Origin of the sequence: Streptomyces sp. NPDC048606 (genome assembly GCF_040650855.1) — a bacterium.
GTDB lineage: Bacteria > Actinomycetota > Actinomycetes > Streptomycetales > Streptomycetaceae > Streptomyces.
In genome coordinates this window covers 1-14,800 of record NZ_JBEZIB010000061.1, presented here as the reverse complement: position 1 = coordinate 14,800, position 14,800 = coordinate 1, and the positions used below count along the sequence as shown (strand labels likewise).

The window sequence follows — 14,800 nt, the reverse complement described above, 5'->3', positions numbered from 1 at the left end:
AAGGCAACGGTCAGCCCCGTGAACCCCTCCACCACCACCGAAGACACCCTGTGGATCCGCCGCTTCCGACCGCGCCCGGACAGCGCCGTCCGGCTGGTGTGCCTCCCGCACGCGGGCGGCTCCGCGAGCTTCTACGCCCCCGTCGCCCGGGCCGTGCCGGACTTCGTCGACGTGCTGTGCGTCCAGTACCCGGGCCGCCAGGACCGCCGCTCCGAGCCGCTCGTCGACACCGTCGAGGAACTCGCCGACGGGGTCTTCACGGCACTGCTGCCCTGGGCGGACCGGCCGCTCGCCCTCTTCGGCCACAGCATGGGCGCCTCCGTCGCCTTCGAGGTCGCCCGCCGCTTCGAGCGGGAGCGGGGCGAAGCGCCGGCGGCCCTGTTCGCCTCCGGCCGGCGGGCCCCCTCGGCCCACCGGCGCGAGACCGTCCACCTGCGCGACGACCGCGGCATCGTCGAGGAGGTCAAAAGCCTCAGCGGCACCGACACGCAGCTGCTCGGCGACGAGGAGCTGCTCCGGATGATCCTCCCGGCCATCCGGGCCGACTACCGGGCGGCGGAGACCTACGCCCCCGCAGCGGCGGAGCCCCTGACCTGCCCCCTGGTCGCGATGGTCGGCGACGACGACCCGAAGGTCACCGTCCCCGAGGCGGCGGCCTGGGCCGAGCACACCACGGGCCCGTTCGACCTGCGCGTCTTCCCCGGAGGGCACTTCTACCTGGCCCGGGAACAGGCCGCCGTCATCCGTACGATGGTCGACCGGCTCCGCACGGCGGTCGACGGCTGAGCAGTGAGCAGTGAGCCGGACCGGACGCGACCTGCGGTGATCACCGCACGTCGGCCCGCGAGGCCCCCGCCGCCTCCGCCCACCGTCGGGCCAGGCGGTGGAAGGTCGCGGCGAGCTCGGGCGGTTCCACCTCCGTGAGGTCGGCGTCGAAGGTGGTGAGGATCCCCGCGACGCCGGGGTGTCGCCGCGGTCGCGGCGGGTCATGACGTACCGGGCGACGCCCCCGCTCGGCACCCCCCGGGGCGGAATAGTTGATTCCGATAGCGGTTCGGAGCACGCACCGCATTGATCCGGTCACCCTGGGAAGCCGTCCGGTGAACGGGAGGGGGCCGCCACCTGGGCGGCGGGTGCGGGAGTCGACGTGGCGGCGGCGGTCGCGCCCGCCTCCCGGGGGGCGCGGACCTGCCGGTACGCGCCGGGAGCAGGGCGAACGCCCTCCGGATCTCCGATATCCGAACGGGGTGTCCGTAAATCGACCGCCGATGTGCGGTGAACCTTCGTACCTGGCAGGCTCAACCTCGGTTCGGCGCTGCAAAGAAGCCGCAGCGCCGGAAGAAACCTTCGAATCGAAAGTGGGTCTTCCCGTGCGTCACCGCTTAGCCACCGTCTCCGCCGCCGCTCTCCTCTGCTTCGCCGGCGCCACGGGCGTGGCGGAAGCCGCTCCCGCGAGCCTGTACGCCCCCTCCGCCATGGTGTTCGCCGTCACCCAGGGCGACGACGCCGCCACGGGCACGGTCCTGCGGGCCACCGTCCTCAGCTGCGCCTACACCGCCACCGGTACGCACCCCGCCCCCCGGGCCGCGTGCGACGCGCTCAACGCCACCGGCGGCGAGTTCAACCGCCTGCTGGCCGAGCCGAACCCGGACCGGGCCTGCCCGATGCACTACGACCCCGTCACGGTCACCGCCGACGGCGTCTGGCGCGGCAGCCACGTCTCGTGGAAGCACACCTTCTCCAACGCGTGCGCGATGTCCGCGACGCTGAACGGCAACGCCGTCTACGCCTTCTGACACCCCCCGCTCCCACGCGCCGCGCACCGCGCCGCCGCGTGACAGCCGTTCCGTCCGCCTCCTCGTCCCCCCCGTAGGTCCTCCGAACCCGTGGAATCCCCGCTCCCGCCGGCGTGTGAGCCGAAGGGGAAGAGCGCCGCGGTGTTTGCTGACCGCGCGGGTCCCCACCCGCGGGTCACCGCCCGCGGGGCCGTCCGGCGCGAGGAGGAAGCGGAACCATGAGGTTCGCCCAGATCATCGACTTCGAGACCGAACGCATCGACGAGGTACGCGACGCCCTGCGCGCGTACGAGGAACGGGTCCGCGCCCAGGGCCGCACCGGCGCCCCCGTGGCCCGCACCCTCCTGAACGACCGGGCCAACCCGAACCGCTACCTCGCCGTGGTCGAGTTCGACTCCCACGAGAGCGCCGTGGCCAACAGCGACGCCCCCGAGACGGGCGAACTCGCCCGCCACCTGTCGACGCTGATGACCCGGCCGCCCGTCTACACCGACTGCGACGTCCACGAGCAGCGGACCATCGGCTGACCGCGGCCCGGGGCCCGAGGCCCCGGGGCGGACCCTCACGCCCCACGGCCGGCGGTCCCCGTGCGCGGGTCGACGGGCGTGAGGACCCCGAGGCGGTCCTCGATGGCCTGGGCGGCGTCCAGGCACAGGTCCTCCCGGAAGGCCCGCCCGACCACCTGCACCCCGCAGGGGAGTCCGTCGGCCGGCCCGGTCGGCACCGCCACGGCGGGGACGCCCACGAAACTCGTCACGGTGCACAGCCGCATGCCCGACGCCACCCGGTCCCGGCCCGCCCGGTCGCGCGACTCCAGCCCGGGCTCCACCGGCGGCTCGGTGAACACCGGACCGAGCAGCAGCGGGTACTCGTCCAGGAACCCGGCCCACGAGCGCCGGATGTTCAACCAGGTGCCCATCAGTGACACGAGCTCGGCGGCGGTCGCGGGCGGGGTCTTCTCCATCGCCATCGCGATGTAGCGGTCCCCGCCCTTGCCGAGCAGCGCCCGCACCGCCGGCCAGGACGGGGCGAACTCCGTCACGGTGATCCGGCCGTAGGCGTCGAGGGCCTCGTCCAGCCGCGGTACGTCCGCCACCTCGCGCACGTCGTACCCGGCGTCGCCCAGCGCGTCGGCCGCCGCCGCCACGGCCGCGCGGACCGAGGGGTGGACGCCGTGCCCGCCCGGGTCCGTCACGACCGCGACCTTGATCCGCCCGCCGAGCGGCTCGCCGTACGGGGGCACCGGCACCGCCCGGGGGTCTCGCGGATCGGTGCCCGCCAGCACCTCGTACGCCAGTCGGAGGTCGCCCACGCTCCGCGCCAACGGACCGTCCGTGACCAGCATCTGCGAGGCCGGGCCCGGGTCGTCCGGACCGAGGACGCGGTGGTCGGCGGGGAAGCGGCCGGTGGTCGGCTTCAGCCCGGCCACGCCGCAGAACTGGGCCGGGATCCGAACCGACCCGCCGGAATCGTTGCCGAGCCCGAGCGGGGCCATGCCCGTGGCCACGGCCACCGCGTCACCACCACTGGAGCCGCCGGGGGTCCGGCCCGCGTCCCACGGGTTGAGGGTGTCGCCGAACAGTTCGCTGCGCGTGTGCATCCCCGCCAGGATCAGGGTGGGGACGTTGGTGTGCCCCACGGGGATCCCGCCGGCGGCGCGCAGCCGCGCCACCGGGGGCGCGTCGGCCCGCGCCACCAGGTCACGGAAGCGCGGCGTGCCGAACGTGGTCGCCACCCCCTCGACGGGGGTGGACTCCTTCACCGTGAAGGGCACGCCCGCGAGCGGCCCCAACGCCCCGCCGGCGGCCCGCCGTCGGTCCGTGCGCTCCGCCTCCGCGCGGGCGCGCTCGGCCATGAGCTGCGTGACCGCGTTGACCAGCGGGTTCACCTCGCCGATCCGGGCCAGGTGGCTGTCGAGGAGTTCGACGGCCGAGACCTCTCCGCCGCGTACGGCCTCGGCCTGGGCGGCGGCCGACATCTTCCACAGGGCGTCCTGCACGGGATTCCTCACTCGTCACTCGTCGTTCGTTCGCGCAACACACGTATCGATGCGCTTGCATCGGTACCGTACCGCTGGAATCGATGCGAGCGCATCGGATAAAATGCGCCGTGCGGCGCGACGCCGCGAGGGAGGAGACGACGGGCATGCCCAGGCTGGTGGACCACGAGAGGAGACGCCGCCTCATCGCCGAGGCCGTCTGCCGACTCGCCGACGAACGCGGGCTGGAGGGCGTGACCCTCCGCGACGTCGCCGCCCGCGCACAGGTGTCGATGGGCGCCGTGCAACGGTGCTTCCGCACCAAGGAGGAGATGCTCGTCTTCGCGCTCGGGCACATCGGCGAGCGGATCACCGAACGCGCCCGGGCCCGCGTCGGCGGCGGCCGGGACCGCTCCGCCGGCACCGCCCTGGGCCACGCGGCGACCGAAGTCGCCCTCCTGCGCGAGGAACACCGCGCCGAGGCCCGGGTCTGGCTCGCCTTCGTCGCCCAGGCGGCCGTCAGCGAACCGCTCGCCGCCACGCTGCGCGCCGACTACGCCTCCCTGGAAGAGGCGTTCACCCGCCTCGTCGTGGAAGCCGGCGAGAGCCGGGCCGACGGCGCGCCCCTCGACGCGCGCCGTGAGGCCCGCACCCTGCTCGCCCTCGCCGACGGACTCACCGCGCACGTCCTCATCGGCCACCTGACTCCCGGGGCGGCGCACGACGTGCTCGACGCCCACCTGGCCGGGCTCTGGGAACGCTAGGCCGTCTCAGATGCCGTCGCGGTCGCGGCCGTCCACCACGGGCAGGACCCCCGCGGTGCGACGGCGCTTGAGGACGCTCGCGTACACCCCGAGGCCGACGGAGCCGGCCGCCATCATGATGAGACCGACCAGGTCGAGGTTGACGCTCTCCATCTTCCAGTCGCTCGCGAAGGTGAGGATGGCCCCCACCACGATCAGGGCGATGCAACCGCCGATGCCGCGCATAAGTGTCGCCTCCACGTTCGTGGTCGTGTCCCACGCGGGTACCCCGGCCCACGACACGAAAACGGGCCCTTCGCCCGGGAGTTCGAGCGGACCGCCCCCCCGGTTCAGCGCCCCGCGGACGAGGGGCGCCCCAGGCGGACCGGGACACCGGGCGAGTACAGGACGCTGACCGGCGCCCCCTGCGGTGCCGGCAGACCGGCGGCGGCGATCAGGTCCTCCTCGCACGTGAGCAGCTCGGCGCGGTACAGGGGCCAGCGCGGATGGTCGTTGGGGAGGTACGCCGCCCTGCCGAGGAAGGCGTTGTGCATGCCCCAGCGGGCGGTGAGGAAGTGCTCCAGCTCGGTGGGTTCCTCGATCCGCGCGCCCCTGACCACGGTGATGCGGCTGTGGGCCCCGCGCGGGCCGGGCCGGCGGCGGGAACTCACGTAGCGGACCGTGTCGCCGTGCGAGCGCACGCTCATCCGCGACCAGACGTACGGCAGCCGGAAACAGGCGCGCCCCATGACGACGGGCAACAGCCGGGAGGCGTCCATCGAGCGGAACACGACGCCGCGCCGCCCGTGGGCGTCGACCGAGTACAGGCGCACGTTGGTCTCGGGGAAGGAGCCGAGGTAGGGCACGCCGGGCAGGCGCAGCCACCCGACCCGGTGCATGCGGAAGGCCACCAGACCGACGTAGGTGACCCCGTCGTGGGTGTCGGGCACGGTGCCGGCCGGCAGGAGCGGGGCCACGACGGTCGGGTCGACGGCCCAGTGGACGAAGGTCAGGTCGAGCCACTCCTGCGTCAGGAGCGGGGCGCCTATGCGGGCGGGCGCGTCGGGCGTCACGGGCACGGGAGGCTGCACGGCGCCAGGATGCCAGAGAGGCCCGGCCGCGTCCGCCCGTCCGCCACGCCGATGCCGAGCCCGCCCGGAACGTCGGCGCGGGGGGCGACACTGGGCACGACGAAGGGAGGCCGTGATGGAAGACGTCTGGCGCGTGGTGCACGCGGAACGTGCGGCCCTGATCGAAGACCTGGCCCGCCTCGACGAAGAGCAGTGGAGGACGCCGTCGCTGTGCGAGGGGTGGACCGTCCACGACGTCGCCGCGCACCTGGTCGACACGGCCCGGACCACCCGCCTCGGCTTCGTCGTCGGGCTGGCCCGGGCCGGCTTCGACTTCGACCGGCAGAACGCGCGCGGCGTGGCACGCGAACGCGGGAACACCCCGGGGGAGACCCTCGAACGCCTGCGGCGGGTCGCGGGGCGGACGTCGACGCCCCCGGCGCCCCTCGACAGCCGCCTCGTCGAGGAGATCGTCCACGGGGAGGACATCCGCAGGCCCCTCGGCCTGACCCGCCGCTACCCACCGGACGCCGTCGTCAGGGCGCTGCGGCTCCAGACGCGCACCCCCGCCTCCTTCGGCGGGGCCAAGGAGCTGCTCACGCGGGTCCGCCTCACGGCCACGGCCACGGACACCGGCACCGGCACCGATACCGGCACCGGCACCGATACCGACCTGACGATCGGGGACGGGCCGGCGGTGACGGGCCCCGCGCTCTCCCTCCTGCTGGCCGTCTCGGGCCGCCGGGCGGCCCTGGCGGACCTCTCCGGGCCGGGCGTCGAGGTGCTGGCGGCGGGCACCTGACCCCCGCCGGCGAGGTTGGCACGAATCCCGCGATCGGTGGCATCACGGCCACTCGTACGCCCCCGGCCGCGCCGGCAGTCTTCAGGGCATGACAGACGCACCGCTCGGCCGCAGCGCCAAGTACACGATCCTGACCACCGGATACACCCTCTCCACCGGACCCGGAGTCGCCGCCACGGTCTCCTACGTCACCGACGGCGAGCACCACGTGATCGTCGACCCGGGCATGGTCGCCGGCCGCGACCGGATCCTGGGCCCCCTGGCCGAACTGGGACTGGGACCCGACGACATCACCGACGTGATCCTCAGCCACCACCACCCCGACAACACCATGAACGTCGGCCTCTTCGGCCGGGCCCGCGTCCACGACCACAAGGCCGTCTACCGCGACGACCAGTGGACCGACCGCGACGCGGAGGGCCACGAACTCACCCCCTCCCTCAAGCTCATCCGCACCCCCGGCCACAGCGCCGAGGACATCACCCTTCTCGTCGGCACCGAGGACGGCGTCACCGCCTTCGTCGGCGACCTCTGGTGGCGCCCGAACGGCCCCGTCGACGACCCGGTGGCCCCCGACCACGACGTCCTGCTGAACTCCCGACTGCGGGTCCTGGCCACCGCCGACACCATCGTCCCGGGCCACGGCCCCGCCTTCCCGGCCGACGACACCGCCCCCCGCTAGGCCGTCACTTCCGGATCGTCGGAGCGCCGGGCGAGGGCCGTGCGCTGGGCCGGAGTGAGCCTGTCGTGCCGGGCCGTGACCAGGTGCGCGCCGGAGGGGGTGCGCCGAAGGACGAGTGGTCCGCAGGCCTCCGGGTGGTGCTCGGCGGCTCGTACGGCGGTGGCGACGCGTGCCGGTGGCCAGCCGAGTGCGGCGGCGAGTTCGCCGCCGGCGAGGGGCCGGGCCGCGTGGAGGAGGGCGGTGAGCACGGTCATCGCGTCGTCGAGGGCCGTACCGGCCGAGGGGTCGGTCATGTCCCGGTGGACTCCCGCGAAGAACCGCCGCATCGCCTCTAGTCGTGCTCCCGCCGCAGTGCCGGGGCCGAACAGATCGGCGCCCGCTCGGGCGGTGTCGGCCCAGGCGGCGTTCTTCCGGGCGCTCGCCGACCAGAGGCGGAGCCAGACCTCGTCGTCGATGACGTGGCGGGCGCGGCGACGGCCGGGCTCGTGGGCGCGGGTGAGGACGTCGAGCCCTTCGAGGTATCCCACGGCCTTGGACACCGAGGCGGGGCTGACCCCCAGCAGCCCGGCGAGTTCCGCGGCGGTCCGCGCGCCGGAGGGGGTGGTGACCAGGCAGGCCAGCACCCTGGCGGCCGTGCGGGGCAGTCCGGCCGCGGTCATCAGGGTCGCGAAGGCGTCCGTGAAGGCGCGGACGGCGTCGGGGTCCCGCCCGTGCGCGGCCTCGGCGTCGGTGGCCGGTGGTGCCGCCGGCCGTGGCGGCCGGTTGCGCCGCCGCCAGGAACTGGCCCGGTCGGCGTGTTCCGCGCGGTAGCCGCCCGGGCCGCCGTGGCGGGCGACCTCCCTGCTGACGGTCGAGGTCGGCCGCCCCAGTCGCCGGGCGATCGCGGCGTACGGCAGGTCATCGGCCAGTCCCGCCTCGATGTCCCCGCGCTCCTTCGCGGTGAGTCTCCCGCCGCCCATCTCCGCCCCCCGCTCGGGTACCGCGAGCCGGCTCGACGTGACTGAGGCCGGTGCGTTGCGTTAGCCGTCACCGGCAACGCTACAAGATCCGGGAACCTCCCCGATTCCCGCCGGTTCCAGGGCTCGCGCCGGTTCCGCCGAGGGGTGTGCGGCGTAGCTTTCAGGTATTACGAAAACCTGAGACCCGGGGGGTTCACATGGAGGAAGCCACGTCGGCGGCGCGCGTCGTCCGAGGGAGCCACGACGCCGTCCGCCGTGTGCTCGACCGGGCGGTGGGGGAAGGGGGAGTGCCGGGAATCCTCGTCCACGTCCGTGACGGCGGCGGGCAGTGGTTCGCCACGGCGGGGGTCGGCGACACCCGGACCCGTCGGCCGCGCGGGCACGAGGACCGGTTCCGGATCGGCAGCATCACCAAGACCTTCACCGCCACCGTGATCCTGCAACTGGTGGGCGAAGGCCGACTGGCCCTGGAGGACACGGTGGAGCGATGGCTGCCGGGCGTGGTCACCGGCAACGGCCACGACGGCGGCGCGATCACCGTCCGACAGCTCCTCAACCACACGAGCGGAGTGTTCAGCCACACCGGCGACCAGCCGGCACTGAGCAGGCGGGAAAGCTACACGCCCCACGAACTCGTGGAGATCGCCATGTCGCATCCGGCCGACTTCCCGGCGGGGACGGGCTGGGCGTACTCCAACACCAACTACGTGCTCGCCGGGATGATCGTCGAGCGGGTGACCGGCCGGACGCTCGCCGAGCAGATCACCGACCGTCTCGCCCGCCCGCTCGGCCTGACGGGAACCTCCCTGCCGCTCGGCGCCGACCCGCTGCTGCCCGAGCCTCACGCGAGCCACTACACCAGACTGTTCTCACCCGACCCGGACGCCACCGTCCACGACGTCACGGAACTGGAGACCAGTCCGTACTGGGCGGCGGGCGCGATGATCTCCACCGTCGCCGACCTCGACCGGTTCCTCGCGGCACTGCTCGCGGGGCGCCTCCTCCCGCCGGAGCGACAGCGCGAGATGTTCACCACGGTCCCGACGGCGGACTGGCTTCCGGGCGCCGCCTACGGTCTCGGAGTCTCCCGCCTGACCCTGCCCTCCGGCACCGCCCTGTGGGGCATGGGCGGCGCGCTCTTCGGCTCCTGGTCGTACGTCTACGGCACGCGCGAGGGCACGCGCCTGATCGCGGTGAACGTCAACGCCGACTGGGCGACAGGACCTTGGGAAGACCCCATCGGCATCTTCACCGACCTGCTGGAGGCCGAGTTCGGCGACCGCGTCGAACCGTGATCCGAACGAAGACGCCCGGGCCTACCGGGCCTACCGGGCCTACCGGGCCTACCGGGCCTACCGGATCTACCGGGCCTACTGGGCCTGTACGGAGAACGTCGTCGAGTTGTTGCTCTTGATCGGGTCGTTCGGATAGTCGATCGAGACGTGGATGGTCCCCGCACCCGGGCCGGCGACCTTGGCGAGGACCGGGATCTCGGCGCTCTGGCCGGCCTTGAGCGAGCCTCCGGTGCACCGGTAGCCGGCGGTGGCGCCACCGCTCGCGCCGAGGGCGGCGCAGGTGAAGCCGTTGAAGGCGCCGGAGTCCGGTGGCCGGCGGATGCCCAGCGCACCCGAGGTCTGCACCACCAGGGTCAGGTTCTCCGCCGCCACCCGGCCCTCGTTGGTGTACCGCACCCAGTAGTTGCGGGTGGAGCCGACCGGTGCGGTGGCCTCCCCGGTGACGCCCCGCAGGGACACGTCGGTGCTGAAGGCGCCCTCGTCGGTGATGACGACGCCGCCCTCGTCCGGCAGGCTCGCAGTGCCCGATTCCGTGCCCTCGCCCGGCCTTCCGCCGGCGCAGACCGTGTTGGACGGCGCCGTGTGCTCCGTGTACCGGCCGTCGACCAGGATGGCGGACTTCACCTGGGCGCAGTACGCCGTGTTCGGCTTGATCGGCACCCTGACGCTACGGGTGACGACCTTGCCGGTACCGGGCACGCCCGGCACGAACTTCGTGACGGACACGGCCGGATTCGCCCGTTCGCTGATCGTGACCCCCACCGCCCCGTCCGTCCCCTCGCCGTCGCTGTTCGGCTTCACGTTGTCGCGGAAGGTCACGATCGCGTCCGGTGGGGACAGGGTCAGACCCAGCAGGTTGGGGGCGGTGTAGCCGACCGCCGCGTGTCCCGGGGACGCGAGCGCGGCCACCAGCACGCAGGCCAGGCCCGCCCCACAGAAGATCCGCGTCTCGCGCCGTCGGGCGCCGTGTTCGACCGGCATCGGAGCCTCACCACCTCGGATCGCGGTCCGGCGGGCCACCCCCCTCCCATCCTCCGCCCGCCCCGCCACGCGGACAAGCGCGGACGAGGCCCGCCGCCGCTGCGCCCGGCCCGCGCCCATCGGGGCGGTGTGCGGGGGGGCCGACCCCACGGGGTCCGTCGGAGGTGTGAAGATGGCCGCCGTAGGCCTGGACACGGTGGCCGAGACCGGTGCGACCGCCCGGTCCGCGCCACCGGGAGCGGAAACCGGTTGCCGGGCGTTGACCGGTCGAGGGGAGATTGATCTCTGTTGTACGCACCGCACCACCCGAGCGAGGAGGAGGGCCCGATGAGCGCCGCCGAGGAGGGACGGCAGTGGCCGGACGAGGTCAGTGTCGACAATGCGAGGGCGACGCTGCTCCAGCTCCTGGCCCGGTCGGGCGTCCACGCCGATGACGCGAGCCAACTCATCGGGCTCGTCGAGGCGGGGGTGCTGGCCCTCGCGCACGAGGAGCTGAGCGACCGCGACCGCGGCGCGGGGTGGGAGGACAAGGGCGAGGAGTACGCGGCGGGCCGCCTCGACGGCGAGGAGGACCTCCTGGAGCGGCTGGGCGCCATCGCCGAGCGGACCCTCGTCGGGGCCGTCGGGGAGGAGGGCCCCGCCTCCCGGGCGGGGGAGCACCCGCCGGTGGGCCGCGTCGAGGTGGAGCGGGCCCAGGTCGCGCTGTCCCCCCTGTACCTGTCGTTCGCGGCCGTCTCGGAGCTCGACCCGGAGGTGACGGGCGAGGTGCTCGTCGCCGTGCTCGCCACGATGGGCCCGCGCCGACGGGCCGGGTACGCCACCCGGCTGACGGAGTTCACCACCGCCCACCACGCCCGTCTGGAAAGGCTGTTCGCGACCTACGGGCCGGGCAGCGCCATCACGATGCACGGCCGCTACTCGCTGCTCCACTCCGCCGCCGGCATCGCGGTGCTGGAGCGGCTCACCGCCGTACCGGCGGAGCTGCGGGAGGAATGGGACGCGGCGGAGCTGCCGCCCGCGTGGCTGGACGGACTGACGACCGCCTGGCACACCACCGGCTGACCGCACCTCACGACACCGCCCCGGACGGCCGGACCGCCGGGACCCGTTCGCGGCGTCGCGCGCCCGGGGCACCGCCCCCGGGGGCGCGCCGCCGCTCCGGACGCGCGACGGTCAGCGCATGCGGGGCAGGCGCAGGCTGAGCAGCACCGTCAGCGCGATCAGGGCGAGCTGCGCCAGCAGCGTCACGCTCACCGCGTCGCGCGACCCCACCGCCGGGGCCAGGGCGAGGAACAGGCCGCCGAGGGTGGCGACGCCCAGCGCCAACGCCGACTGCTGGGCGGTGATCATGACGCCGCCGCCCACACCGGCCCGCTCGGCGGGCACGTCCGACAGCATCAGCCTCATCAGCACGGGAAGTTGCAGCCCCTGCCCCAGACCCGCCAGGGCCACCCCGGGGGCGAGGACGGCCGGCCCCGGCTGCTGCGGACCGTGCCGCAGCGTGACGAGCAGGAGCGCGATGCCGGCGGCCTGGAGCACGCCCCCGGCGCTCACCACGCGGGTACCGTAGCGGCCGACCAGACGCGGACCGGCCAGGGAGGCGCCGAAGAAGGCCACGGCCATCGGGACCAGCGCGAGCCCGGCGGCGACTGGCCCCATCCGCAACTCCCGCTGGAAGACGACGGCCAGGACGAACATGAACCCGCTGAACCCGACGGAGAACGGCAGCACCACGGCGAGACCGCGCCGCAGGGAGACGAGCCCCAGCAGGCTCGGCGGCACCAGCGGGGTCCGGCCCCGCCGGTCAGCCCGCCGCTCGACGAGGTAGAAGGACACCGCCGCGAGCGGGAAGCAGGCGAGCGAGAACCAGGTCCAGGCCGGCCACCCGGCGGCCCGCCCCTCCGTCAGCGGCAGCAGCAACGAGACCAGTGACAGCGCGAGCAGCAGCGTGCCCGGGACGTCCACGGCGGCCGGGCGGGCCGACCGGGTCTCCGGCACCGCGCGCACGCCGAGCACCAACCCGAGGACCACCACCGGGACGTTGACCAGGAACACCGCGCGCCAGCCGGTCCCGGCGACGTCGGCGGCGACCAGCACCCCGCCGAGGATCTGCCCCGCGACCATGGACAGGCCCGCGGTGGCCCCGTACAGGCTCATGGCACGGGCGCGACGCGGCCCCTCGGTGGTGGCCTGGATGGTCGCGAGGACCTGCGGCAGCATCAGCGCCGAGGCCGCGCCCTGTGCCACGCGGGCGGCGACGAGGGTCCAGGCGGTCGGGGCCAGACCGCAGGCGAGCGAGGTGACGCCGAAGGCGGCCATGCCGACGAGGAAGAGCCGGCGCCGACCGAGGGTGTCGCCGACGCGCCCCCCGAGCACGAGCAGGACGGCGTACGCGACGCCGTAACCGCCGACGACCAGTTCCAGCAGGGCCGGGCCGGCGGCGAGGTCGCGCTCGATGGACGGCAGCGCGACGTTCACGATGAAGAAGTCGATCAGGGGCAGCGCGGCCCCCAGCAGCACGGTGAACAGCCCGAGGGTGCCCAGGGGCGTCCCCGGGCCGGCGGCGCCGGGCGCCGAGGGGGAGGGGGTGCGGGGCGATGCGGTGGATGTATCGGTCACCCTTCGACGGTGGGCCCCCCCGCCAGACGGGTACCAGAGTCTGCCGATCCGGGTACCGGCACCACCTGGCAACAGGATCGACGGTGCGGCAGGCTGGTCCCATGACCACTGTGGCCCCCGGAAGCGACGTCCGCCGGCACGAGCTCGCGGACTTCCTGCGCAGCCGCCGAGAGCGCATCACCCCCGAGCAGGTCGGGCTGGTGCGCGGTCCGCGCCGACGCACGCCGGGCCTGCGCCGCGAGGAGGTCGCGCAGCTGTCCTGCGTCGGAGTCACCTGGTACACGTGGCTGGAACAGGCGCGCGACATCACCGTGTCGGCGCAGGTGCTCGACGCTGTCGCGCGGGCGCTGCTCCTCGACGGCAGCGAGCGGGCGCACCTGTTCGCGCTGGCCGGGAGCCTGGACCCGGCCCCGAACACGCTGTGCCCGAGCATCACTGCGGGCGTCCGGGCGATGCTGGACCGGTTGGGTCCGATGCCCGCCTGCGTGCAGAACAGCCGCTACGACATCCTGGCGCACAACGCCACGTACGGACGCCTCCTGGGCGACCTGGCCCAGACCCCGCCCGAGGACCGCAACATCATGTGGCTCGCCTTCACGGACCCTGGCTGGCGGGCCGCCCTGGTGGACCTGCCGGGCGCGCTGCGGACGATGGCGGCCAAGTTCCGGGCGGCGATGGCCGAGCACCTGGCGGAGCCGGCGTGGAAGACCCTCCTGGCCCGGCTGGAGGCGGCCTCGCCCGAGTTCCGGGAGGTGTGGGCCCGCCACGAGGTCGTCGGGCCGGGCGCCCGGTCGAAGTACATCCGCAACCCGTACGTCGGCCTGCTGCACCTGGAACACACCAGCCTGTGGCTGGGCCCCGCGAGCGGCCCCCGGATGGTGACCTACGCACCCCTCGACGAGGAGACCCGCGAGCGGCTGCGCCGCCTGGAGGAGCTGTCCACCGACACCCCCGCGCCGCCCGTCACGGCCCCCGCGGACGCGGGGGCCGCCGGGCGACGCTGACCGGGGCGGCGCGGGCAGCGACCGGCGCGGCCCCGGCTCAGCCGCACAGGGCCGCCGCTTCCCGGGGCGAACGGCGGCGGGGTTCAGCTGAGCGCGGGGTCCCCGTCCGAGACGGCCTTCGGGCACGGCGTCCGGCGGTAGTCGCCCCGGTAGACGGAGTGGAGGCTGTAGCTGTGGTCCTTCGGGAGACCGGCCACCTCGAAGGTGCCGTTCTCGTGCGCGTCGACGACGGCGGCGGTTCGCTCGCCCTGCGGGCCCGCGTACAGCACGAAGATCTTCTCACCGGGGTAGAAGCCGCTGCCCGACAGCCCGATCCGGCCCTGTGACCCCCCGGACACCGCGCAACTGGCGGCGGGCACGGCCCCCGGCGCCCGCTGTGCCCCCTGCGCCGCGCCGGCCGCGGTCACGCAGAGCGCGGTGAGGGCGCCGAGCGGCACGATCGTGGCGACCGTGGCCGACAGGATCTTCCGTGTGAGGCGTCGCATCATGGTCGCTCACTTCCCCCGAGGGGGTCCGTAGCCCATTTCGTGGTCCCCTCCCGTGGTCCCCTCCCATGGTTCCATCGGCCGTTCGCCCCCGCATCCGCTGTCCGCCGCCCCCACGGGAGCGGGAACGTCCCTCCCCACCCCCGTGGGGGAGGACGGCCCCGCGTGCGGCGGACGGCGGACGGCGGTCGCCCTAAGACGTCATCTCATTTGGGCTTTGCGGGTAGGCTGGCGGTCATGGTGGGGATCGTTGAGCGGCTGGTGCCGGACGAGCTGTGGGAGCTGTTCCAACGGGTGGTGCCGGAGGCACCGTCGCGGCCCCAGGGCGGTGGGCGGCGTCGGCACGGTGACCGTGAAGTACTGGCCGCGATCGTCTTCGTGGCGAC

Annotated in this window: 16 protein-coding genes and 1 pseudogene; 10 read left to right on the top strand and 7 right to left on the bottom strand. The window is 74.3% G+C overall.

What is annotated here, in order from left to right; genetic code table 11:
- Positions 1–18: 18 nt before the first annotated feature.
- From AB0D01_RS37680 to AB0D01_RS37670, 3 genes are all read left to right on the top strand, one after another.
- On the top strand, positions 19–786 hold the full coding sequence (locus tag AB0D01_RS37680; protein WP_363063543.1) for an alpha/beta fold hydrolase: 768 nt from the start codon (positions 19–21) through the stop codon (positions 784–786).
- A gap of 584 nt (positions 787–1,370) precedes the next feature.
- Positions 1,371–1,796 carry a subtilase-type protease inhibitor gene (locus tag AB0D01_RS37675; protein ID WP_363063541.1) on the top strand — a complete coding sequence of 142 codons (426 nt, stop codon included), beginning with the start codon at positions 1,371–1,373 and terminating at the stop codon, positions 1,794–1,796.
- Positions 1,797–2,014: 218 nt separating this feature from the next.
- Complete coding sequence (locus tag AB0D01_RS37670; protein WP_363063539.1) at positions 2,015–2,323, top strand: hypothetical protein; 309 nt, start codon at positions 2,015–2,017, stop codon at positions 2,321–2,323.
- A 35-nt stretch (positions 2,324–2,358) separates the two neighbouring features.
- Here the strand turns inward: AB0D01_RS37670 and AB0D01_RS37665 are convergent, their stop codons facing one another.
- Positions 2,359–3,795: an amidase gene (locus tag AB0D01_RS37665; RefSeq protein ID WP_363063550.1), complete on the bottom strand. Its 1,437-nt coding sequence runs from the start codon at positions 3,793–3,795 to the stop codon at positions 2,359–2,361.
- A 146-nt stretch (positions 3,796–3,941) separates the two neighbouring features.
- Here AB0D01_RS37665 and AB0D01_RS37660 point away from each other — a divergent pair, with 146 nt between their 5' ends.
- Entirely contained in the window at positions 3,942–4,538 is a 597-nt protein-coding gene (locus tag AB0D01_RS37660) for a TetR family transcriptional regulator C-terminal domain-containing protein (RefSeq protein ID WP_363063537.1), read from the top strand.
- Between the two features lie 6 nt (positions 4,539–4,544).
- On the opposite strand, the gene AB0D01_RS37655 is transcribed toward AB0D01_RS37660, so the two are convergent.
- Complete coding sequence (locus AB0D01_RS37655; RefSeq protein WP_363063548.1) at positions 4,545–4,763, bottom strand: hypothetical protein; 219 nt, start codon at positions 4,761–4,763, stop codon at positions 4,545–4,547.
- Between the two features lie 104 nt (positions 4,764–4,867).
- Positions 4,868–5,608 carry a DUF2071 domain-containing protein gene (locus AB0D01_RS37650; RefSeq protein WP_363063535.1) on the bottom strand — a complete coding sequence of 247 codons (741 nt, stop codon included), beginning with the start codon at positions 5,606–5,608 and terminating at the stop codon, positions 4,868–4,870.
- 115 nt (positions 5,609–5,723) lie between these two features.
- Here AB0D01_RS37650 and AB0D01_RS37645 point away from each other — a divergent pair, with 115 nt between their 5' ends.
- Both AB0D01_RS37645 and AB0D01_RS37640 read left to right on the top strand, forming a co-directional pair.
- A complete protein-coding gene (locus AB0D01_RS37645) occupies positions 5,724–6,389 on the top strand; it encodes a maleylpyruvate isomerase family mycothiol-dependent enzyme (RefSeq protein ID WP_363063533.1) in 666 nt (221 codons plus the stop codon).
- An 88-nt stretch (positions 6,390–6,477) separates the two neighbouring features.
- Positions 6,478–7,071 (top strand): MBL fold metallo-hydrolase, encoded by a 594-nt coding sequence (locus AB0D01_RS37640; protein ID WP_363063531.1) that lies wholly within the window; start codon positions 6,478–6,480, stop codon positions 7,069–7,071.
- On the opposite strand, the gene AB0D01_RS37635 is transcribed toward AB0D01_RS37640, so the two are convergent.
- Positions 7,068–8,030 (bottom strand): helix-turn-helix domain-containing protein, encoded by a 963-nt coding sequence (locus AB0D01_RS37635; protein WP_363063529.1) that lies wholly within the window; start codon positions 8,028–8,030, stop codon positions 7,068–7,070. The two genes, AB0D01_RS37640 and AB0D01_RS37635, sit on opposite strands and share 4 nt — an antisense overlap.
- A gap of 197 nt (positions 8,031–8,227) precedes the next feature.
- Between AB0D01_RS37635 and AB0D01_RS37630 the strand changes: the two genes are divergently transcribed.
- Positions 8,228–9,325: a serine hydrolase domain-containing protein gene (locus AB0D01_RS37630; protein ID WP_363063527.1), complete on the top strand. Its 1,098-nt coding sequence runs from the start codon at positions 8,228–8,230 to the stop codon at positions 9,323–9,325.
- Between the two features lie 75 nt (positions 9,326–9,400).
- Here the strand turns inward: AB0D01_RS37630 and AB0D01_RS37625 are convergent, their stop codons facing one another.
- Positions 9,401–10,306 (bottom strand): hypothetical protein, encoded by a 906-nt coding sequence (locus AB0D01_RS37625; protein WP_363063525.1) that lies wholly within the window; start codon positions 10,304–10,306, stop codon positions 9,401–9,403.
- Positions 10,307–10,633: 327 nt separating this feature from the next.
- Between AB0D01_RS37625 and AB0D01_RS37620 the strand changes: the two genes are divergently transcribed.
- Positions 10,634–11,368 carry a hypothetical protein gene (locus AB0D01_RS37620; protein ID WP_363063523.1) on the top strand — a complete coding sequence of 245 codons (735 nt, stop codon included), beginning with the start codon at positions 10,634–10,636 and terminating at the stop codon, positions 11,366–11,368.
- 111 nt (positions 11,369–11,479) lie between these two features.
- Here AB0D01_RS37620 and AB0D01_RS37615 read toward each other — a convergent pair whose 3' ends face one another.
- Positions 11,480–12,925, bottom strand: coding sequence for an MFS transporter (locus tag AB0D01_RS37615; protein WP_363063521.1), 1,446 nt, complete (start codon positions 12,923–12,925; stop codon positions 11,480–11,482).
- A 101-nt stretch (positions 12,926–13,026) separates the two neighbouring features.
- On the opposite strand from AB0D01_RS37615, the gene AB0D01_RS37610 reads away from it, so the two are divergent.
- Complete coding sequence (locus tag AB0D01_RS37610) at positions 13,027–13,929, top strand: helix-turn-helix transcriptional regulator (RefSeq protein ID WP_363063519.1); 903 nt, start codon at positions 13,027–13,029, stop codon at positions 13,927–13,929.
- 83 nt (positions 13,930–14,012) lie between these two features.
- Here AB0D01_RS37610 and AB0D01_RS37605 read toward each other — a convergent pair whose 3' ends face one another.
- Positions 14,013–14,417 (bottom strand): hypothetical protein, encoded by a 405-nt coding sequence (locus AB0D01_RS37605; protein ID WP_363063517.1) that lies wholly within the window; start codon positions 14,415–14,417, stop codon positions 14,013–14,015.
- Positions 14,418–14,651: 234 nt separating this feature from the next.
- On the opposite strand from AB0D01_RS37605, the pseudogene AB0D01_RS37600 reads away from it, so the two are divergent.
- Positions 14,652–14,800: pseudogene (locus AB0D01_RS37600) on the top strand (IS5/IS1182 family transposase); the annotation flags it as partial.